General features: G+C 71.6%; 20 protein-coding genes. 11 read left to right on the top strand and 9 right to left on the bottom strand.

The window, feature by feature from the left end:
• Nucleotides 1-234 precede the first annotated feature (234 nt).
• The gene (locus tag ACFWUQ_RS11765) at nt 235-2,052 is read right to left on the bottom strand and encodes a bifunctional metallophosphatase/5'-nucleotidase (protein ID WP_384536246.1); all 1,818 of its coding nucleotides are present in this window, start codon (nt 2,050-2,052) and stop codon (nt 235-237) included.
• A gap of 168 nt (nt 2,053-2,220) precedes the next feature.
• Between ACFWUQ_RS11765 and mshD the strand changes: the two genes are divergently transcribed.
• The 7 genes from mshD (at nt 2,221) to pstB (ending at nt 11,212) form a co-directional block, all read left to right on the top strand.
• Nucleotides 2,221-3,150: a mycothiol synthase gene (gene mshD / locus ACFWUQ_RS11760; protein WP_384536243.1), complete on the top strand. Its 930-nt coding sequence runs from the start codon at nt 2,221-2,223 to the stop codon at nt 3,148-3,150.
• A 300-nt stretch (nt 3,151-3,450) separates the two neighbouring features.
• On the top strand, nt 3,451-5,712 hold the full coding sequence (locus ACFWUQ_RS11755; RefSeq protein ID WP_384536241.1) for an RNA degradosome polyphosphate kinase: 2,262 nt from the start codon (nt 3,451-3,453) through the stop codon (nt 5,710-5,712).
• Nucleotides 5,693-6,661 (top strand): CHAD domain-containing protein, encoded by a 969-nt coding sequence (locus tag ACFWUQ_RS11750; RefSeq protein WP_384536238.1) that lies wholly within the window; start codon nt 5,693-5,695, stop codon nt 6,659-6,661. The genes ACFWUQ_RS11755 and ACFWUQ_RS11750 overlap by 20 nt, the downstream gene beginning before the upstream one ends.
• 382 nt (nt 6,662-7,043) lie before the next feature.
• Nucleotides 7,044-8,180, top strand: a complete 1,137-nt coding sequence (pstS, locus tag ACFWUQ_RS11745; RefSeq protein ID WP_384536235.1) for a phosphate ABC transporter substrate-binding protein PstS — start codon at nt 7,044-7,046, stop codon at nt 8,178-8,180.
• 127 nt (nt 8,181-8,307) lie between these two features.
• A complete protein-coding gene (gene pstC, locus ACFWUQ_RS11740) occupies nt 8,308-9,297 on the top strand; it encodes a phosphate ABC transporter permease subunit PstC (protein WP_384536232.1) in 990 nt (329 codons plus the stop codon).
• On the top strand, nt 9,297-10,379 hold the full coding sequence (gene pstA / locus ACFWUQ_RS11735; RefSeq protein ID WP_384536230.1) for a phosphate ABC transporter permease PstA: 1,083 nt from the start codon (nt 9,297-9,299) through the stop codon (nt 10,377-10,379). Before pstC ends, pstA begins: the two co-directional genes overlap by 1 nt.
• Before the next feature lie 56 nt (nt 10,380-10,435).
• The gene (gene pstB, locus ACFWUQ_RS11730) at nt 10,436-11,212 is read left to right on the top strand and encodes a phosphate ABC transporter ATP-binding protein PstB (RefSeq protein WP_384536228.1); all 777 of its coding nucleotides are present in this window, start codon (nt 10,436-10,438) and stop codon (nt 11,210-11,212) included.
• 171 nt (nt 11,213-11,383) lie between these two features.
• Here the strand turns inward: pstB and ACFWUQ_RS11725 are convergent, their stop codons facing one another.
• Together ACFWUQ_RS11725 and ACFWUQ_RS11720 are read right to left on the bottom strand one after the other, a co-directional pair.
• Nucleotides 11,384-12,385, bottom strand: a complete 1,002-nt coding sequence (locus ACFWUQ_RS11725) for an anion permease (RefSeq protein ID WP_384536225.1) — start codon at nt 12,383-12,385, stop codon at nt 11,384-11,386.
• 5 nt (nt 12,386-12,390) lie between these two features.
• A complete protein-coding gene (locus ACFWUQ_RS11720; RefSeq protein ID WP_384536223.1) occupies nt 12,391-13,011 on the bottom strand; it encodes a DUF47 domain-containing protein in 621 nt (206 codons plus the stop codon).
• Nucleotides 13,012-13,206: 195 nt separating this feature from the next.
• Here ACFWUQ_RS11720 and ACFWUQ_RS11715 point away from each other — a divergent pair, with 195 nt between their 5' ends.
• Nucleotides 13,207-13,563, top strand: coding sequence for a metal-sensitive transcriptional regulator (locus ACFWUQ_RS11715; protein WP_384536221.1), 357 nt, complete (start codon nt 13,207-13,209; stop codon nt 13,561-13,563).
• A 54-nt stretch (nt 13,564-13,617) separates the two neighbouring features.
• On the opposite strand, the gene ACFWUQ_RS11710 is transcribed toward ACFWUQ_RS11715, so the two are convergent.
• Complete coding sequence (locus ACFWUQ_RS11710; RefSeq protein ID WP_384536393.1) at nt 13,618-13,773, bottom strand: hypothetical protein; 156 nt, start codon at nt 13,771-13,773, stop codon at nt 13,618-13,620.
• A gap of 173 nt (nt 13,774-13,946) precedes the next feature.
• Complete coding sequence (locus ACFWUQ_RS11705) at nt 13,947-14,780, bottom strand: hypothetical protein (RefSeq protein ID WP_384536218.1); 834 nt, start codon at nt 14,778-14,780, stop codon at nt 13,947-13,949.
• 131 nt (nt 14,781-14,911) lie between these two features.
• Between ACFWUQ_RS11705 and ACFWUQ_RS11700 the strand changes: the two genes are divergently transcribed.
• Entirely contained in the window at nt 14,912-15,226 is a 315-nt protein-coding gene (locus ACFWUQ_RS11700; RefSeq protein ID WP_384536216.1) for a hypothetical protein, read from the top strand.
• Nucleotides 15,227-15,317: 91 nt separating this feature from the next.
• Nucleotides 15,318-15,548 carry a hypothetical protein gene (locus tag ACFWUQ_RS11695; RefSeq protein ID WP_384536214.1) on the top strand — a complete coding sequence of 77 codons (231 nt, stop codon included), beginning with the start codon at nt 15,318-15,320 and terminating at the stop codon, nt 15,546-15,548.
• 147 nt (nt 15,549-15,695) lie between these two features.
• On the opposite strand, the gene ACFWUQ_RS11690 is transcribed toward ACFWUQ_RS11695, so the two are convergent.
• The 4 genes from ACFWUQ_RS11690 to ACFWUQ_RS11675 form a co-directional block, all read right to left on the bottom strand.
• The gene (locus ACFWUQ_RS11690; protein ID WP_384536211.1) at nt 15,696-16,421 is read right to left on the bottom strand and encodes a phosphatase PAP2 family protein; all 726 of its coding nucleotides are present in this window, start codon (nt 16,419-16,421) and stop codon (nt 15,696-15,698) included.
• A 203-nt stretch (nt 16,422-16,624) separates the two neighbouring features.
• On the bottom strand, nt 16,625-17,632 hold the full coding sequence (locus ACFWUQ_RS11685) for an NlpC/P60 family protein (RefSeq protein WP_384536382.1): 1,008 nt from the start codon (nt 17,630-17,632) through the stop codon (nt 16,625-16,627).
• Nucleotides 17,633-17,906: 274 nt separating this feature from the next.
• The gene (locus ACFWUQ_RS11680; RefSeq protein WP_384536208.1) at nt 17,907-18,701 is read right to left on the bottom strand and encodes a thioesterase family protein; all 795 of its coding nucleotides are present in this window, start codon (nt 18,699-18,701) and stop codon (nt 17,907-17,909) included.
• Nucleotides 18,702-18,763: 62 nt separating this feature from the next.
• Nucleotides 18,764-19,372 (bottom strand): LysE family translocator, encoded by a 609-nt coding sequence (locus ACFWUQ_RS11675; protein ID WP_384536205.1) that lies wholly within the window; start codon nt 19,370-19,372, stop codon nt 18,764-18,766.
• A 183-nt stretch (nt 19,373-19,555) separates the two neighbouring features.
• Between ACFWUQ_RS11675 and ACFWUQ_RS11670 the strand changes: the two genes are divergently transcribed.
• On the top strand, nt 19,556-20,386 hold the full coding sequence (locus ACFWUQ_RS11670) for a pentapeptide repeat-containing protein (RefSeq protein ID WP_384536203.1): 831 nt from the start codon (nt 19,556-19,558) through the stop codon (nt 20,384-20,386).
• Nucleotides 20,387-20,557 lie beyond the last annotated feature (171 nt).

Here is a 20,557-nt window from a genome sequence, read left to right as displayed (position 1 = left end):
TCGCCGACCCGGTGATGGGCCGGATTATGGCGTGCCGGACCCGCCTTTACTACCCGTCGGTAGGCGTCAGTTTCCGAGCAACTCGACGCCGGTGCGCAGGCCTTGGGCGAGTTGCCGCCCGGCCTGTTCCGGCCTGGAGCCCCCGCGCCGGCCGTCGGCCGCGCCCGGCCCGTGAACGCCGGAGGGGGCGGCGGGCCCGCAGGCCCACCGCCCCCTCCAGGGGCACCGCGACGTCTACTTGACGACGGTGATCCGTCCGCCCGCGGGCGGGGCGAGCGGGGAGCTCTGCGAGGAGTTCGCCGTCAGGTAGGCGTTGAAGCAGTCCAGGTCGGACGCGCCCACCAGCTTGTTCTTGTGCTCCTTCAGGACGGTGAAGCCGTCACCGCCGCCCGCGAGGAACTCGTTCATCGCGACCCGGTAGGTCCGGGCGGGGTCGATGGCCGCGCCGTCCAGCTTCACCGAGTCCACGACGATGCGGTCCGCGCCCGCCTTCGTCATGTCCAGGGTGTAGGTGAAGCCCTTGGACACCTGGAGGATCTTCGGGCTCGCGCCGTTGACCGGCCCGCTCACCTGCTGCTGGAGCGCCGTGACCAGCTGGGCGCCCGTCAGGTCCACCACGTTCATCATGTTGTTGAACGGCTGCACGGTGAAGGACTCCCCGTACGTCACCACACCGTCGCCCTCGGCGCCGGACGCCTTGTGGGCCAGGTCCGAACGGATGCCGCCCGGGTTCATGAGGGCCAGCTGCGCGCCGCCCTTGTCGGCCGGGGCCAGGGCCGCCAGCTGCGCGTCGGCGATCAGGCTGCCCAGCGGCTTCTCGAACTCCGGCGAGCCGCGGCCGGGGATGTCCGCCGAGATGAAGCCCTGCGGGCGGTTGGCGATCGGGGCCGCCAGCTCGTTCCAGCGCCCGAGCAGCTCGGTCATGTCCGCGGCCTTGGGCTGGTCACGGGTGACGAGCTTGTTCACCGGCTTCGGCGACTGGGCCGCCGTACGGACGATGTCCTTGGTGGCGCGGTCGTACGTGAGGGTGGTCTCCGTGTACAGCCGGCCGATCGAGGCGGCCGAGGTGACCGAGCGCGGGTTGCCCGCCGGGTCGGGGATGTTGCAGGCGTAGGCCTGGTGCGTGTGGCCCGTGACCAGCGCGTCCACCTTGGCGTCGACGTTCTTGGCGATGTCGACGATGGCGCCCGAGATGCCGGCGCCCGCACCGGGGACGTCGCAGTCGTAGTTGTACGCGCCGTTGGCGGGCAGGCCGCCCTCGTGGATCAGCGCGACGATCGACTTCACGCCCTGCTTGTTCAGCTCGGCCGCGTACTTGTTGATCGTCTCGACCTCGTCGCCGAACTTCAGGCCCTTGACGCCCTCGGCGGTCACGACGTCCGGGGTGCCCTCCAGGGTGACGCCGATGAAGCCGATCTTCACGTCGCCCTTCTTCCACACGAAGGTGGGCGACATCATCGGACGCTTGGTCTTCTCGTCCGTGACGTTGGCGGCGAGGTACTGGAACTCGGACCCGGTGAATTCCTTGCCGTACTCGTAGCAGCCCTCGACCGGGTGGCAGCCGCCGTACTGCATGCGGCGCAGCTCGGCCCGGCCCTCGTCGAACTCGTGGTTGCCGACGCTGGACACGTCCAGGCCGATCTTGTTCAGCGCCTCGATGGTCGGCTCGTCGTGGAAGAGCCCGGACAGCATCGGGCTGCCGCCGATCATGTCACCGGCGGCGGCGGTGACGGAGTACTGGTGGCCCTTGCGGGCCTCGCGCAGGCTGGTCGCGAGGTACTCGACCCCGCCCGCCGGTATGGATTTGGTGGTGCCGTCGGGCTGCCGCTCGGCCACCGAACCGGAGGACCCCTGCGGGGGCTCCAGCGTGCCGTGGAAGTCGTTGAGCGACAGCATCTGCACGTCGACGGTCCGGCTCTTGGCCGCACCGCCACCACTCGCGGCGCCGGCCGGGAGGGCGGCGGCGACCATCGCGCCGGCGCCGGCGGTGGCGGCGAGGGCGGTGAGGGCCAACCGGCGGGCTCGGCGGTGCCGTTGTGGCGTCGCAGACATCTATTCCCCTTTGTGGACTACGGAACAACGTGGGAGGTCCGCCGCAGCCTATTGTCAACGCGCGTAGCACGACAGGGGGTAACGGGTATCGAGGTGGTTACGCGCGGAAGACGGGACGACGCGGAGCAGCGCTCCGCCGCACGCCCGCGGCGGTCGTAGGCTCGTGCCATGACTGACGCAGCAGCGGCCCTGGAGCCCGGACGGCAGATTCAGACCCTCGACGAGCTGACGGAGGAACAGGCCGAAGCGGTCCTCGGCCTGATCGCGGAGGCCGCGCGCACGGACGGCACCACCGCCGTCTCCGAGCAGGGACGCCTCCAGCTGCGGGGCGGCCCGCGCGAGGGCATCCGGCACTTCCTGCTCACCGAGAAGGGCAGGCTCGCCGGCTACGGGCAACTGGAGGACACCGACCCGGTGGAGGCCCCGGCCGCCGAGCTCGTCGTCCACCCCTCGCTGCGCGGACGCGGCCACGGCCGGGCCCTGGGATCGGCGCTGCTGGCAGCCTCCGGGAAGCGGCTGCGGGTGTGGGCCCACGGCGGGAAGTCCGCGGCGCGGCACCTGGCGCAGGTCCTCGGGCTGACCCTCTTCCGCGAGCTGCGCCAGCTGCGCCGACCGCTGGGCGCGGGGGCCGACCCGCTGCCGGACGCGGCGCTCCCGGCCGGGGTGTCGGTGCGCACCTTCGTCCCCGGCGCCGACGACGCGGCCTGGCTCGCGGCGAACGCGGCCGCCTTCGCCCACCACCCCGAGCAGGGGGCGCTGACGCAGCGGGACCTCGACGACCGGATCGCGCAGCCGTGGTTCGACCCGCGGGGGTTCTTCCTCGCCGAGCGCGCGGGGGAGCTCGTCGGCTTCCACTGGACCAAGGTGCACGCGGCGGAGCAGCTCGGCGAGGTGTACGTGGTGGGCGTCCGCCCGGGCGCCCAGGGCGGCGGCCTCGGCAAGGCGCTCACCTCCATCGGCCTCCACCACCTCGCCGACCGGGGCATGCCGACCGCCATGCTCTACGTGGACGCCGACAACCCGGCGGCCCTGGCCGTGTACGAGGGCCTCGGCTTCACCACCCACGAGGTCGACCTCATGTACCGCACCGAAAGCTGACCAGCCCCCCCACCCCAACCGCCACTCCAGCCCCGCCGGCGGTTGAGGCGCGGGGGCCCGGGGGCGGAGCCCCCCAGCCCCGCCGGCGCCTGAGGCGCGACCCCGAGGAGAGGGCCCGGCGGCACCGCCCCCGCACCCCCACCGAGCCCGGCGCAGCCGCCCCGCACACCCGGGAAGCCACACGCCATTAACCAGGCATTCAGAACCGCTTGCGACGCTCCCCCCATGCACCCGCGACTGCGGCTGACCGCCGACACTTCCGACGCGCCTGTTCTTCCGCGCGCGCGGAAGAATGGAGTCATGAGCCACCAGCCCAGCGCGGGCCCCAGCGAGGTCCCGGCCCAGCACCCGTCCCCCACGTCCGCGTCCCGCGCCGTCACCGGATCGCACGCGCGGATAGGTTCCATCTCCGCGCACCGCCCGCACGTCGACCTCGAACCGGATCTCGACGCCGACCTGGACGCCTACGACGACAAGGACGGCGGCGGCGGCGAGCTCCCGCCCGGCCGCTTCCTCGACCGGGAGCGCAGCTGGCTCGCCTTCAACGAGCGCGTGCTGGAACTCGCCGAGGACCCCACGACCCCGCTGCTGGAGCGCGCGAACTTCCTGGCGATCTTCGCGAGCAACCTGGACGAGTTCTTCATGGTCCGCGTGGCCGGCCTCAAACGGCGTATCGCGACCGGCGTCGCCACCCGTTCGGCCTCAGGCCTGCAGCCCCGCGAGGTGCTCGACCTCATCTGGACGCGCTCGCGCGAGCTCATGGCCCGCCACGCCGCCTGCTTCCAGCAGGACATCTGCCCGGCGCTGGCCGAGGAGGGCGTCCACCTCATCCGCTGGCCGGACCTCACGGAGAAGGAGCAGGCCCGCCTCTTCACCCTGTTCCGGAACCAGATCTTCCCGGTGCTGACCCCGCTGGCCGTGGACCCCGCGCACCCGTTCCCGTACATCTCGGGGCTCTCGCTCAACCTCGCCGTGGTCGTCCGCAACCCGGTCAGCGGCCACCGCCACTTCGCCCGGGTCAAGGTCCCGCCGCTCCTCTCCCGCTTCCTGGAGGCCTCCCCGCAGCGCTACGTCCCGCTGGAGGACGTCATCGCCGCGCACCTGGAGGAGCTGTTCCCCGGCATGGAGGTGCTCGCGCACCACATGTTCCGGGTGACCCGCAACGAGGACCTGGAGGTGGAGGAGGACGACGCCGAGAACCTGCTCCAGGCCCTGGAGAAGGAGCTCATGCGGCGCCGCTTCGGGCCGCCCGTCCGCCTGGAGGTCGAGGAGTCCATCGATCCGGGCGTACTGGACCTGCTGGTGCAGGAGCTCAACATCGACGCCTCCGAGGTCTACCCGCTGCCCGGCCCCCTGGACCTGACCGCCCTGTTCGGGATCGCCTCCCTGGACCGGCCGGAGCTGAAGTACCCCAAGTTCATCGCCGGCACCCACCGTGACCTGGCCGAGGTCGAGTCCGCGTCCGCGCCGGACATCTTCGCGGCCCTGCGCGAGCGCGACGTCCTGCTGCACCACCCGTACGACTCCTTCTCCACCTCCGTGCAGGCCTTCCTGGAGCAGGCCGCCGCCGACCCGGACGTCCTCGCCATCAAGCAGACGCTCTACCGCACCTCCGGCGACTCCCCGATCGTGGACGCCCTGACCGACGCCGCCGAATCCGGCAAGCAGGTCCTCGTCCTCGTCGAGATCAAGGCCCGGTTCGACGAGCGGGCCAACATCAAGTGGGCGCGCAAGCTGGAGGAGTCCGGCTGCCACGTCGTCTACGGGCTGGTCGGCCTCAAGACCCACTGCAAGCTGTCCCTCGTCGTCCGCCAGGAGGGCGACCAACTGCGCCGCTACTCGCACGTCGGCACGGGCAACTACCACCCCAAGACCGCCCGGCTCTACGAGGACCTCGGCCTGCTCACCGCCGACCCGCAGGTCGGCGCGGACCTCTCCGACCTCTTCAACCGGCTGTCCGGCTACTCGCGGCGCGAGACCTACCGCCGGCTCATGGTGGCTCCCCGCTCGCTGCGCGACGGCCTGATCGCGCGGATCGACAAGGAGACCGCCCACCACCAGGCCGGACGCCCCGCGTACGTGCGCCTGAAGATGAACTCGATCGTCGACGAGGCCCTGATCGACGCCCTCTACCGGGCCTCCCGCGCGGGCGTCCCCGTCGACATCTGGGTCCGCGGGATCTGCGCGGTGCGCCCCGGGGTCGCCGGACTGTCGGACAACATCCGGGTCCGCTCGATCCTGGGCCGCTTCCTGGAGCACTCCCGGGTCTTCGCCTTCGGCAACGGCGGCGAGCCCGAGGTGTGGATCGGCAGCGCCGACATGATGCACCGCAACCTCGACCGCCGTATCGAAGCACTGGTCAGGGTCGCCGACCCGGCCCACCGCGCGGCACTGGACCGGATGCTGGAGACGGGCATGTCCGACGCCACGTCCTCCTGGCACCTGGGCCCGGACGGCGAATGGACCCGGCACAGCACGGACCAGGAAGGCCAGCCGCTGCGGCACGTGCAGGAGATGCTCATAGACGCCCGGAGGCGCCGGCGTGGCTCAGCCAAACCATGACCCGACGGCGGAAGCCGGCGACGTGCTCGGCACGTACCTGCGCTCCCAGGCCACCGCTTTCCTGCGCGGGCTGCGCCTGCACGAGGCGAGCGCGGCCGGCGCAGCGAGCGGGGCGGACGCGGCCGGAGCCGGCGAGGCGGCGCGCGGCCTGCGGGGGGCGGCCCGCCGCATCAGCGGATCGCTGGCCACCTTCCGGGGGGTGACCGAGTCCTCCTGGGCCGACGGGCTGCGCACCGAGCTGGTGTGGCTGTCCTCCACCCTGGCCGACGAGCACGCGTACGCCGACCGGCTCGCCCGGCTCATGGACGCCCTGCACCGGCTGTCCGGGGCCCCGGAGGTGCCCTCGCCCCGGGGCGCGGCGGGGGGCTCGCTCGCGGTGGGCGCGGCGCGCGCCGGCGCACTGCTGGAGCGCCAGCTGACCCTGGCCCGTACACGCGCCCACTCGGCCACCCTCCAGGCCCTGGGCTCCGCCCGCTTCCACGCGGTGGCGGACGCGGTGGCGGTGCTGGCCTCCGAGGTGCCGCTGAATCGGGTCGCGGCGCGGGGGAAGACCGCGGACGTACTGGTCCCCCTGGCCGCGATGGCCGAAACCCGCCTGTCGGCATCGGTCGCGGCGCTGCCGGATGCTGAGGACGCCCACCCGTACAACGCGGAGCACGACGGGCGCTGGCACGAGGTGCGCCGCCTGCTGCGGGTGCACCGGTACGCGCGGGAGGTGCTGGGCGAGGACGTGACCCGGCTCGCGGCGGCGGGCCGGGCCCTGGACCGCCACCGGGACGCCGCCGAGGCCGCCGCCGCGTCGGCGACGGCCGCGCGCACCCCGCGCATCGCCCCGGCGACGGCGTACGCCCTCGGCGTGCTGCACGCCGACCAGCGCCACGAGGTCGAGGCGGCTCGGTACGCCTTCCAGCTGCTGTGGCTCCCGGAGCCGGCGGCGACGACGGGCTGACGGCGGCCGGGCGCGGCAGGCGGGCGCGGCGCACGGGACACACCCGCGGCGCGCCCGCGGCCGCCCCGCCCCGTCACCGCCCCACCCCTGGCGAGAAACGATCGGCCCGGATGGCGCGCCGACATCACGCTCCGATAACGGCCGGATAACAGAAGCCGACAACCGGGCATGCGTCCAGGTGACCGCACCAGGCCGTCCGCCACGGTTCACCGTCCGTTCACCCTTCCCGGTCGGCCGCTTCACCTGTTCTGCCTAATTTCGGTAGTGCACGGTGCGAGTCGCCCCGCAGGACGAGCCGCTCCCGCGCACACCGACGTAGTCCTCTTCGCACGCCGCCCCGATGCAGAAAGCGGCCGGCGGCTTCTGGAAGGAACACCCGAAAGTGAAGCTTCAGCGCAAGAACCGGCTTCGTGCCTCGGCCCTCGGGGCCCTCGTCGCATCCGGTGCCCTGGTCCTCACGGCGTGCGGCTCGGACGACAACACCCAGGGCGCCGACGGTTCGGCCAAGCCCTCCGCGGCCGCCGCGGGCGACATCAAGTGCGACGGCGCCAAGGGCAAGCTCCTGGCCTCCGGCTCCTCCGCACAGAAGAACGCGGTCGACCTGTGGGTGAAGAACTACATGGCCGCCTGCTCGGGCGTCGAGGTCAACTACAAGTCGTCCTCCTCCGGTGAGGGCATCGTCGCCTTCAACCAGGGCACCGTCGGTTTCGCCGGCTCCGACTCGGCGCTGAAGCCGGAGCAGGTCGAGGAGTCGAAGAAGATCTGCACCGGCGGCCAGGGCATCAACCTGCCGATGGTCGGCGGCCCCGTCGCCCTCGGCTTCAACGTCGCCGGCGTGGACAAGCTGACGCTCGACGCCGCCACCGTCGCCAACATCTTCAACGACAAGATCAAGAAGTGGGACGACGAGGCGATCAAGAAGCTCAACCCGGGCGTCACGCTTCCCCCCACCCCCATCCAGGCCTTCCACCGCTCCGACGACTCGGGCACCACCGAGAACGTCACCAAGTACCTCAAGGCCGCCGCCCCCGACGCCTGGCCGCACGAGGCCGCCAAGAAGTGGGCCGCCCCCGGCGGTCAGGCCGCCTCCGGCTCCGCCGGTGTCGCCACCCAGGTCAAGGCCGTCGACGGAGCCATCGGCTACTTCGAGCTCTCCTTCGCCAGCTCGCAGAGCATCAAGACCGTCGACCTGAACACGGGCGCCGCCGCCCCGGTCAAGGCCACCGGCGAGAACGCCTCCAAGGCCATCGGCGCCGCCAAGATCGCCGGTACCGGCAACGACCTGGCGCTCAAGCTCGACTACGCCACCAAGGCCGAGGGCGCGTACCCGCTGGTCCTGGTGACCTACGAGGTCGTCTGCGACAAGGGCAACAAGGCCGACACCCTCGGCACCGTGAAGTCCTTCCTCACCTACACCGCCTCGGACGCGGGCCAGAAGGTCCTCCTGGACAACGGCTACGCGCCGATCCCCGCCGAGATCAACGCCAAGGTCCGCGAGGTCGTCGCCTCGCTGGCCTGAGTCCCGACCGTGGTCCGGTCCGCCCCCCGTCCGGGGCGGACCGGCCCGGGACCCCTCCCCCTCCACCCGGGGGAACATCCGGTGCACCGCCGCCCGGGGGCCCGCCCCCACTCAGACCGGAAAGACCATGGTTACCACCACACCCACCCAGACGGACACGGCTCCGCCTGTCTCCAAGAGCGCGAGGTCCACCGGCCGCGCCGGTGACAAGATCTTCGCCGGGCTCTCCAAGGGCTCCGGCATCCTGCTCCTGGTGATCATGGCGTCGATCGCCGCCTTCCTCACCTACCGTGCGGCCATCGCGCTGTCGAAGAACGAGGGCAACTTCCTCACCACCTTCGACTGGAACGCCTCGGCCGACCCGCCCGTCTTCGGCATCGCCGTCCTGCTCTTCGGCACCGTCGTCAGCTCGATCATCGCGATGGCCATCGCGGTTCCGATCGCCGTCGGCATCGCCCTCTTCATCTCCCACTACGCGCCGCGCAAGCTGGCCGCGCCCCTCGCCTACGTGGTCGACCTGCTGGCCGCCGTGCCGTCGATCATCTACGGCATCTGGGGCGCCCTCTTCCTCGTCCCGCAGCTGAACGGCCTGAACCTCTGGCTGGACGAGTACCTGGGCTGGACCTACCTCTTCGAGAAGACCCAGATCGGCGTCGCCCGCTCGCTCTTCACCGTCGGCATCCTGCTCGCGATCATGATCCTCCCGATCGTGACCAGCGTCAGCCGCGAGGTCTTCCTCCAGGTCCCGCGCATGAACGAGGAGGCCGCCCTGGCCCTCGGCGCGACCCGCTGGGAGGTCATCCGCATGTCGGTCCTGCCCTTCGGCCGCTCCGGCGTCATCTCCGCCTCGATGCTCGGCCTCGGCCGCGCCCTCGGCGAGACCATGGCCGTCGCCACCGTCCTCTCCCCGAGCTTCCTGATCTCGCTCCACGTCCTGAACCCCGGCGGCGGGACCTTCGCGCAGAACATCGCCGCGAAGTTCGACGAGGCCAACGAGTTCGGCCGGGACGCGCTGATCGCCTCCGGTCTGGTCCTCTTCCTTCTCACCCTGCTGGTCAACGGTGCGGCTCGGCTGATCATCGCTCGCCGCAAGGACTTCTCGGGGGCGAACGCCTGATGAGCCACGCACTCCAGGACCAGCGGCCCACCCGGGCCACCCGGTCCGCCGCCCCCGCCGGCCTCACCCGGGGCGGCCTGCCCCGCTGGGCGCCCGCCGGTATCGCGGTCCTCTCGACCGCCCTCGGCTGCGCTCTCGGCCTCCTGTTCGACCTCGACAGCAAGGTCCAGTGGGGCCTGATCGCCGCCCTGCTCTTCATCGCCGTCACCTACACCGCGAGCGCGGTCGTCGAGAACCGCCGGCAGGCCAAGGACCGGGTCGCGACCTCCGTCGTATGGGTCTGCTTCGTCCTCGCGGTCATCCCGCTGCTCTCGCTGATGTGGACCACGATCAGCCGCGGCATGGAGGCCCTCGACGGGGACTTCCTCAGCCACTCGATGAACGGCGTGACCAGCTTCGAGCAGGGCGGCGGCGTCTACCACGCGCTGCTCGGCACCATCGAGCAGGTCGCCCTCGCCACCCTCATCGCGGCGCCCATCGGCCTGCTGACCGCCGTCTACCTCGTCGAGTACGGCACGGGCTCGCTCTCCCGGGCCGTCACCTTCTTCGTCGACGTCATGACGGGCATCCCGTCCATCGTCGCGGGCCTGTTCATCCTGACCACGTGGAACCTGATGCTCGGCTTCGGGCCCTCCGGCTTCGCCGGCGCGATGGCCCTGTCGATCCTGATGATGCCGGTCGTGGTCCGCTCCACCGAGGAGATGCTCAAGCTCGTCCCGAACGAGCTGCGCGAGGCCGCCCTGGCCCTCGGCGTGCCGAAGTGGCGCATGATCCTCAAGGTCGTGCTCCCCACCGCCATCGGCGGCATCTCCACCGGCGTCATGCTGGCCGTGGCCCGCATCGCCGGCGAGACCGCGCCGATCATGCTGCTGGTCTTCGGCTCGCAGCTGATCAACGGCAACCCCTTCGAAGGCGCCCAGTCCTCGCTCCCCCTCTACATCTGGGAGCAGTACAAGGTCGGCAGTGAAGCCTCCTACGACCGGGCCTGGGCCGCGGCGCTCGTCCTGATCGCCTTCGTGATGATCCTCAATCTGGTGGCCCGCGGCATCGCCCGCTGGAAGGCTCCGAAGACCGGTCGCTAGAGCATCGACGTGCGGCTCCGGCCGCGTGAGACTTGTATGAAAGAGAAGTGACCCCCATGGCCAAGCGAATCGACGTCAGCGGCCTTTCCGCCTTCTACGGCGCCCACAAGGCGATCGACGACATCTCCATGACCGTCGAGCCCCGCTCCGTGACCGCCTTCATCGGCCCGTCCGGCTGCGGCAAGTCCACCTTCCTGCGCACCCTCAACCGCATGCACGAGGTCACCCCCGGCGGCCGCGTCGAGGGCAAGGTGCTGCTGGACGACGAGAACCTGTACGGCGCCGGCGTGGACCCGGTCGCGGTCCGCCGCACCGTCGGCATGGTCTTCCAGCGCCCCAACCCCTTCCCCACCATGTCGATCTTCGACAACGTGGCGGCGGGACTGCGCCTGAACGGCAGCTTCAAGAAGTCCGAGCTGGCCGACATCGTGGAGAAGTCCCTCCAGGGCGCCAACCTCTGGAACGAGGTCAAGGACCGCCTGAACAAGCCGGGCTCCGGCCTCTCCGGCGGCCAGCAGCAGCGCCTGTGCATCGCCCGCGCCATCGCGGTCGAGCCCCAGGTCCTGCTGATGGACGAGCCCTGCTCGGCCCTCGACCCGATCTCCACCCTCGCCATCGAGGACCTGATCGGCGAGCTCAAGGAGCGCTTCACGATCGTCATCGTGACGCACAACATGCAGCAGGCGGCCCGCGTCTCGGACCGCACCGCCTTCTTCAACCTCTCGGCCGTCGGCCAGCCCGGCAAGCTCGTCGAGATCGACGACACGGACCGGATCTTCTCCAACCCGTCCGTGCAGGCGACCGAGGACTACATCTCCGGCCGCTTCGGCTAGGCCCTGCCTCCCGGATCCTGTCGGCCCGGGCCGGATACGACGTCACGCGGCCCCGCCGCGTGAGCAGGACGTCCTGCGGTGCTGCATGGCGGTGCCACCGCACGGCGGAAAAAGAAGGGCCGGCTCCCCCTGGGTGGGGGGAGCCGGCCCGTTTCCGTATCCGTACGCCCGTCAGCTCACGAACGCGAGGTTCACGATCCAGAAGCTGATCGCGGCCACCAGGGCCGCGGCCGGCATCGTGATGAACCAGCCGAGGATGATGTTCTTCGCCACGCCCCAGCGGACCGCGTTCACCCGCTTCGTGGCGCCCACGCCCATGATCGCCGAGGTGATCACGTGGGTGGTGGAGATCGGCGCGTGGAAGAGGAACGCCGAGCCGAACATGATCGAGGCACCGGTGGTCTCGGCCGCGAAACCCTGCGGCGGGTCCAACTCGATGATCTTGCGGCCGAGGGTGCGCATGATGCGCCAGCCGCCCGCGTACGTACCCAGCGACAGCATCACCGCGCAAGCGACCTTGACCCAGATCGGGATCGCCGCGTCGGCCGACTGCACATCGGCGATGACCAGAGCCATCACCACGATGCCCATGGTCTTCTGCGCGTCCTGGAGGCCGTGGCCCAGCGCCATGGCCGCCGCCGACACCGTCTGCGCGATACGGAAACCGCGCTTGGCCTTGTGCGGGTTGGCCCGGCGGAACATCCACAGGATGACGACCATCACCAGGTAGCCGGCCACGAGGCCGACGACCGGCGAGATGAACATCGGGATGACGACCTTGTCGACCACGCCGTCCCACAGGACGCCGATGCCGCCCGCCAGCGCCGCGCCCACCATGCCGCCGAACAGCGCGTGCGAGGAGGACGAGGGCAGGCCGAAGTACCAAGTGATCAGGTTCCAGACGATCGCGCCGACGAGCGCCGCGAACAGGATCCACATGCCCCGGTTGCCGTGGGGCGTCTCGATCAGGCCCTTGCTGACGGTCTTGGCGACCCCGCTGCCCAGGAAGGCGCCGGCGAGGTTCATCACCGCGGCCATCGCCAGCGCCGCGCGCGGGGTCAGCGCGCGGGTCGAGACCGAGGTCGCGATGGCGTTCGCCGAGTCGTGGAAGCCGTTGGTGTACGTGAAACCGAGCGCGACACCGATGGTCACGATCAGAGCGAAGGTGTCCACGAGGTTCAGGACTCCTTGACCGCGATGGTCTCCACCGTGTTCGCGACATGCTCGAACGCGTCGGCCGCCTCTTCGAGCACGTCGACGATCTGCTTGAGCTTGAGCACCTCCATGGCGTCGTACTTGCCGTTGAAGAGCTGGGCGAGCAGCTTGCGGTGGATCTGGTCGGCCTGGTTCTCCAGGCGGTTGACCTCGATCCAGTACTCGGTGAGGTTGTCCATCGTCCGCAGGTGCGGCATGGCCTCGGCGGTCAGCTCGGCCGCCCGGGCCAGGACCTCGATCTGCTGCTCGACGCCCTTGGGGAGCTCCTCCACGTTGTAGAGGACGACCAGGTCGACGGCCTCTTCCATGAAGTCCATGATGTCGTCGAGCGACGAGGCCAGGTTGTAGATGTCCTCGCGGTCGAACGGCGTGATGAAGGAGGAGTTCAGCTGGTGGAAGATCGCGTGGGTCGCGTCGTCTCCCGCGTGCTCCGCCGCCCGCATCCGCTCCGCGATCTCGACCCGGGCGGAGGGATCCGCTCCGAGCAGTTCCATGAGGAGTTTGGAGCCCGTGACGATGTTGTCCGCGGATGCGGCGAACATGTCGTAGAAGCTCGTCTCCCTGGGGGTCAGACGAAATCGCACGTGAGGTCCTCGGGGTGCATTGGATTCGGTCAGGCTGATGCTAGGCGCATCCCCCGGCCACGGCTAACCGGCCGTTCCCCAGTGTCCTCCATCGGGCAGGGTGAGGGACCACGGACCCCTGCCCCTCCCGACTCAGCCCAGTACCCTATACCCACGAGGGGTATGCATCCCTCGATCCGGACCACGGGAGGACGCATGACGACCATCGAGGCCGAGGGCTCCGGAGCCGACTCCGGCACGCCCGCGACCGAGGCCGCCCCGACCGGCCCCGTCCACGGCTACCACCACCAGAAGGCCGAGCACCTCAAGCGGCTGCGCCGGATCGAGGGCCAGATCCGCGGCCTCCAGCGGCTCGTCGACGAGGACGTCTACTGCATCGACATACTCACCCAGGTCTCCGCGAGCACGAAGGCCCTCCAGTCCTTCGCGCTCCAGCTCCTGGAGGAGCACCTGCGCCACTGCGTCGCGGACGCGGCGGTCAAGGGCGGCACCGGGATCGACGCCAAGGTCGAGGAGGCCACCAAGGCCATCGCCCGCCTCCTGCGCACGTAGGGGCGGGTTCATCGCAGGTAGGCGCAGGTCTGCGGCGCGGAGCGCCGGCGGGCGTCAACCGGACCGGATGCCCATCAGCACCTCGTCGATCCGGTCCTGGCTGAGCCGGTCCTCCACCGCCGCCGAAGCCGCGATGATCAGCTCACCGCACAGCTCGATCTCGGCGAGAGCCACGTGGTCCTGCACCGTCGTACCGCCTGCGGGAGTCACGCGTGTCACCTCGATCTGCCGTCACCGGTCTGCCGTCCGACGCGGTCCGGACCACCCCGCGCCACTCCGCTCTCAGCGTAGGGAGCGCCCCCCGCCCCGCGCATGACACGGATGGACCATTTCCGGATACCGGCCCGTGGCCCGATGGCGCCCCTCCGCCTCCGTGCGCACGGCTACTCGGCGATCTTTCCGGCGAAAATGTCCCCGCTCGGGGGCAATACGACGGTCACCGGCGTCCCGAACCCGTACAGCAGCGTCGTGGACGAGACATCGATCACGCCATTGTTCACGTAGGTGAAACGATGCCGGACCTTCCGCAGCCGCCCCTGCTCGTCCAGGTACGCGTCGAACGGCACGGTGTCCGTGCTGAACCCTTTCGCCGCCGCCTCCAGCGCCCCCCGCACCTCCGCCGAGGCGCTCCGGGCGGCCCGCCCGATGTCGGTGGTCCCCCGGTAGTGCCGCACCTTGGTGCCCGCCACCTCGGTCTCCCCGACGTACACCACCTCCTGCGCGCCGCGCAGCAGCTCGGCCGCGGTCATCGGGTCGGTCGCCCCGCCCGTGACCAGGTTCCCGTCGGCCAGGGTGGTCGTGTCCACCCGCACCCACTTGTCGGCGGGCACCCCCGCGCCCCGGTTCTTCATGTAGAGCGCGCCGGGAGCGAGCAGCTCGGTGATGGGCCGGTGGCCGGGCTTGCCGGTCACATCGGCCGGCAGCATCACCAGCAGCTGTCCCATGCGGGTCTTGAAGTCGACCCCGCCCTCGCCGCGGATCGTGACCCGGGTCCCGCCCGTGGCCATCTCCATGGCCGTACGGGCCCGGGCGCTGCCGGTCCGCGACAGGACGTCGGCGGCCCCGCGGACCACCGCCGCCGGGTCCGCCGCGGGAGGCCGGTCGTCGCCGCCGGTGCCCGCGCACCCGCTCATCGCCGTGACCGCCAGCGCGACGCCGGCGGCGAGCACCGCCTCACCCGCACGCCCGCGCCGCCGCCTGTGCTGGTGCACCACCATCGCCTGCCAACCCCCAACGCGTGACCGCTGTTTGCCCGAGGCCCCACCCGCTCCGGTTAACGAGGTCAGGGGTTTCCCGTCACGGTCCGGGACCCTCCCCGGCCGGTGCCCGTCCCGGGTACCGTGGAGGCGTGGAACCGCACACCGCAGCGACCCCGCTCGCTCCGCTTCCTCCGCTCACCGCCGGACCGCCGCCCCGGCCGCAGTCCGCGCCGCCGGACGGGCACTTCGGGATCGGCCACGGCAGCGCCGGCGTCGGGCACGGCAGCGTCGGACACCCCGGGATCGGCAACGCCGGGATCGGGCACACCGGCATCGGCCACAGCACGTCCACCGCCGAACGCGGCTCGTTCTGCCTGGCCGTCTGCTCCTGCGGCTGGTCCGGCCCGGCCCGCCGCTCCCGCGACCTGGCCCGCCGGGACGCCGCCCGCCACACGGCGGACTGACCAGACCGCCCCCCGGGGGCGGGCCCGGGGGCGCTCACCCGATCGGACGGCCCGGCTGGCCCGGGTCCGGTGCAGCGGGTGCCCTTGTCTCATGCCAGGACCCGCAGCGCGCTTGACCGCCCTCCTCTGGGCCCTGCTCCTCACCTTCACCCCGGCCGCCGCGGCCTGGGCCCGGTCCGCGGGGTCGGCGGACGGCGCGGGGGACGTGGCCCTGGCCATCGGTCTCACCGTGGCCGCGGCCGCCGCCACCGGCTTCTGGCTGCGCTCCCGCTACCGCCGTGGGGCCGCGGACAACCGGGGCACCGAGAGCGGCGACCGTTGACCCCGCGCCCACGCCCCCCGGCGGTACGCCTGTGCTTCGGCGCGGCGGCGCTGTGCCTGCTGGGGGCCGTACTGCTCACGCTCTGGGACTCGTACGCCCACCCCTGACGACAGCCCCGCCCCTGACGACGCCACCACCCGGGACGGGCTAGGCGGCGAGGTCGCTCTCGCGGGTCCGGTCGGCCGGCGGCGTCGGGGCCTGGGCCAGGTCCACCGGGAGCGGAACCGCCCGCCCGCGGGCCCGCACGAGGCATCCCAGGCGCGGTGAGCGGGCCACCGCCCGTACGACCGGGGTCAGCAGCGCCATCGCGAGCGGCGCCAGCACCAGCACGACGGCGGTGCCGAGGGCGAAGCCGCCGATCACGTCGGTCGGGTAGTGGACACCCAGGTACACGCGGGAGAAGCCTTCGGCGAGGGCCAGCCCGATCCCGATGAAGCCGAGTCGGCGGTCGGCCACGAACAGGCCGATGCCCAGGGCCATCGCGAGGGTGGAGTGGTCGCTGACGAAGGAGAAGTCCGTCTCGGCGAATCCCGCGCCGAAGCCGGGATCGACGACCCGCAGCCCCTCGTGCGCGTGGAACGGCCGCGGCCGGCCGACGAATTCGCGCAGCGGCACGTTCACGAGGAGGGCCAGCGCGGCGGCCAGCGGAGCCCAGACCAGCGCGGCGAACGACTCGACGGCGGTGGGTTCGTCCTGCCGGCGGGCGCCCCGCCAGCACCACAGGACCAGGAGCACCAGGGCCAGCAGGATCCCGTACTCACCGATCAGGGCCACGACCCGGTCCACCAGCGGCGGGACCTGCCGGGCCAGTCCGTTGATCCCGTACAGCAGGCTGACATCCGCATTCGGCCCACCACTCGTGAGTCCAGCCATGGTGATGCGGCCCCTTGCTCTTGCCGTGATTCCCCTGCGGGCACACGCCGGTGTGCGCCCCTGACCCCCTGCGTGATCACACTCTCCGTCCATGGAACGCCCGTTCTGGCGACTACGTTCCACTCTCCACCGAATGATCACTCCAACGTTATCGAAGAGTGACTCATCGTCGCAGCTCAGGGCCTTGGCTTCACAGAGAGTTGCTAAGGGGCCGGGACCCCCGCCGGGCGCTCCGGAAGCGCCTCCGCGCCGTCCTTGGTCACCCGCGTCGCCCCGAAGTAGTCCGGGGTGTCGATCCTGTCGAAGCGGATCACGGCGCCGGTGAACGGGGCGTTGATCATGTAACCGCCGCCCACGTACAGGCCGACGTGGCGGATGTCCCGAGAGTTCGTCAGATCATCGGAGAAGAACACGAGGTCTCCGGGCAGGAGTTCATCGCGCGAGGGGTGCGGCCCGGCGTTGTACTGGTCGTTCGCCACGCGCGGCAGCGTGATCCCCACCGTCTCGTACGCCGCCTTGGTCAACCCCGAGCAGTCGAACCGGCCGTCCTGGTCGGGCGTCCCGTTGCCGCCCCACAGATAGGGCGTACCGAGCTGCTTCTGCGCGAAGTAGATGGCACCCGCGGCCTGTTGGGACGGCGCGACCCGCCCGACCGGCTTCGCGAAACTGCGCGCCAGCGTCGTGATGGTCTTCACATAGCCCTGGGTCTCCTTGTACGGGGGCACCCCGCCGTACTTGATGACCGCGTAGGCACCCGCGTTGTACGCGGCGAGCATGTTCGCCGTCGCGTCCCCGGGCACGCTCGCCACGTCCTTGGACAGCAGGCAGTCGTACGAGGCGGCCGACGGGATCGCGTCGTTCGGGTCCCAGATGTCCCGGTCCCCGTCCCCGTCCCCGTCGATCCCGTGGCCCGCCCAGGTACCGGGGATGAACTGCGCGATGCCGCGCGCGTCCGCCGGGCTGACGGCGCTCGGGTTCCAACCGCTCTCCGAGTACAGCTGCGCGGCGAGCAGCGCCGGGTTGATGGCCGGGCACAGGTTGCCCCACTTCTCCACCAGCGCCTGGTACTTGGCGGGCACGGCCCCCTTCACCAGCCCCACCGCACGGCCGCCGGCCCCCGCACCCACGAGACCCGCCGCGGCCGAGTACGTCCCCACGACGAGCAACAGGAGGAAGCTCAAGCAGAGCCCGATCCCGATCCCGCCGGCCATCCAGAATCTGCGCACCCGTCAACCCTCCCCCATCCCCACGGCTTTCCGGCGCGATTTGCCCGTGTCGCCTGTCCTACTAGCCCACTTGCTACGCGCCCCCGGTGCGCCACGCCGAACCGGCGCGGGCAATGCCCGCGTACGTACCGGACCCATCCTCGACGCGACACAAGACACCGTCCAGTCCCCCCGGCCCTCCGCGAACGGCCGCCCGCCCCGAAAGCGACCGCGTACGCACGGCCGCGACGGCCGCGGCGGGCCGCCGACCGGCGGCCCGCTATCTCGGCGCGACGAAGAGACTCTGCGCGCTCCGGCCGATCGGCCCCTTCTCGTCGTGCAGTACCGCGTCCGCCAGCCCGATCCCGGCCGCGTCCACGCTCGTACGGGCCTCCACGCACGCCCACTCGCCCACCGGGTGTCGGTGCAGGTGGACGGTGAGGTCCCCGTTCACGAACACGTAGCGGCCGAAGTCCACCGCCGCGCTGATGCCGTTGCCCGAGTCGGCCGCGACCAGCACCCGGTCCAACGCCCTCGGCTCGTCCCCCGCCACGAGCGGCACCTTCATCCGCATCCAGCAGGTCCCCGGCCCCAGCTCGACGAACGCGCCCTCCGTGAAGCGGGTCTCCATCGCCGCGTGGTACCCCGTCTCCCACGGCACCGGGAAGAACGGCGTCACCTCCACCTCCCCCGGCGGCGGCAGCTGCGGCCCCGGCACCACCGCCGGCACGGCCTCCCCCGCCACCCTGATCCGCAGGGCCCGCGCGAGCATCACCGGCGCCGCCCCGCCGGCCGGCGTGAGCGCGGCCTCGACCACCTCGGTACTCCGCCCGGCCCGCACCACGTGGACGGCCACCTCCAGCTCGCCGATCGGCACCGGGCGCAGGATCTCGTACGTGATCCGGGCGAGCCGCATGTCCGTACGCGCCCCCGGCCGCTCCTCGACGGCCCGCCCGAGGAGCGCGGCCGGCGGGCCCGCGTGCTGCGAACCGGGGTCCCACGGCCCGCGCGTGTGCTCGGTGGCCAGGAACCGGCCCGTGTCGATCCGCTCGAAGAACCCCTCGCCAGCGCCCATGCCCCGCACGCTACCGACTGGTAACGGGCTTCACCAGCCCCGGCACCCCGCCCGGACCGGCCTCAGCGCGCGAACCCCAGGCCCACCCCCAGACCCACCAGCACCGAGCCGATGGCCCGGTTCAACGTCTTCTGCGCCCTGAGCATCCGCTCCCGCAGCCGGGGCGTGGAGAAGAACAACGCCACCGCCCCGAACCACACCAGGTGCGCCGCCGACATGAACAGCCCGTACCCGGCCTGCTGCCACAGCGGCGTCCCCGGGTTGACCACCTGGGTGAAGGTCGACACGACGAACAGGGTCGTCTTCGGATTGAGCACGTTGGTCAGGAAGCCCGACCGCATCGCCGCCGCCCCCGTCAGCCGCCGCTTCGACTCCAGGTCCACCACCAGATCGGCGCGGGCCCGGAAGGTCCGTACGCCGATCCACACCAGATAGGCCGCGCCCGCCAGCTTGATCACGGTGAACAGGGTGGTGGAGGAGGCGATCAGCAGGCCGACCCCGAACATCGTGTAGGAGACGTGCACCAGGACCCCCGCCGCGACCCCGGCCGCCGCGCACAGCCCGGTGGGCCGCCCGTAGAGATAGCTGTTGCGGACCACCATGGCGAAATCGGCGCCCGGACTGATCACCGCGAGAAGGGTGATGACGGCTACCGCGATCACTTCTGTCATGCGGCGATGCTCACCCCCGGCCGCCCCCGAATCAACCCGGCCCGGCCGCATCCGCACCTGCCGCCCCCCAGCGCCGTGCCCGTACCGAGCGCCTCCCCGAGACCGGCGCGAAGGAGCGGCCGGCGAGCCCCATCAGCAGGAGCACACCACCTCACCCCAACCCACCCCACCCCACCGGTGACAATGGGAGGCGTGTCCCCTTCTCCCCCCGTCCCCCTCCCCGTCCTGCGAGCCGACTGCGAGAACTGCTTCGCGCTGTGCTGCGTCGCGCTCCCGTTCGCCAAGTCCAACGACTTCGCGGTGGACAAGCCCGCCGGCACCCCCTGCAAGAACCTCCGGCAGGACTTCGGCTGCGGCATCCACACCGCGCTGCGCGACAAGGGGTTCCAGGGCTGCACCGTCTTCGACTGCTTCGGCGCGGGCCAACAGGTCTCGCAGGTCACCTTCGGCGGCCGGGACTGGCGGCGACACCCCGGCACGGCCCGCCGGATGTACGACGTCTTCCCCGTCATGCGCCAGCTGCACGAGCTGCTCTTCTACATCACCGAGGCGCTCACCCTCCCGGCCGCCGCCCCGGTCCACCCGGACCTGCGCCGCGCGCTCACCGAGACCGAGACATGGACCCGCGCCGACGCACAGGCGCTCGCGGACCTCGACATCGGCGCCCTGCGCCAGGACATCAACACCCTGCTCCTCAAGACGAGCGAGCTGGTACGGGCGAAGGTGCCGGGCCGCAAGAAGAACCACCGCGGCGCCGACCTGATGGGCGCCCGCCTCTCCGGCGCGGACCTGCGCGGCGCGAACCTCCGCGGCGCCTACTTGATCGCCGCCGACCTCAGCCGCGCCGACCTGCGCTGGGCCGACCTGATCGGCGCGGACTTCCGCGACGCCGACCTCCGCGGCGCGGACCTGCGCGCCGCCGTCTTCCTCACCCAACCCCAACTGAACGCAGCCCGCGGCAACCAATCCACCCACCTCCCCCCCACCCTCACCCACCCCACCCACTGGCCCTAACCCCCCACCCCCGGAGCCCCCACCACGGGACACCCCCCGAGTCCCCCAGGGCGCCCCAAACCCTGCGGGCCACCCCCAGCCTCGCCGGCGTTTGAGGCGCGAGGCCCGGGTCCGGGGCAGCGCTCAATCCCTAACCCCCGCCGTCCACCTTCAGCCTCGCCGGCGTTTGAG

This window comes from Streptomyces sp. NPDC058662, assembly GCF_042716255.1.
Lineage (GTDB): Bacteria > Actinomycetota > Actinomycetes > Streptomycetales > Streptomycetaceae > Streptomyces.
The sequence above is the reverse complement of the archived record's forward strand: the minus strand, read 5'-3'. Positions and strand labels throughout refer to the sequence as shown.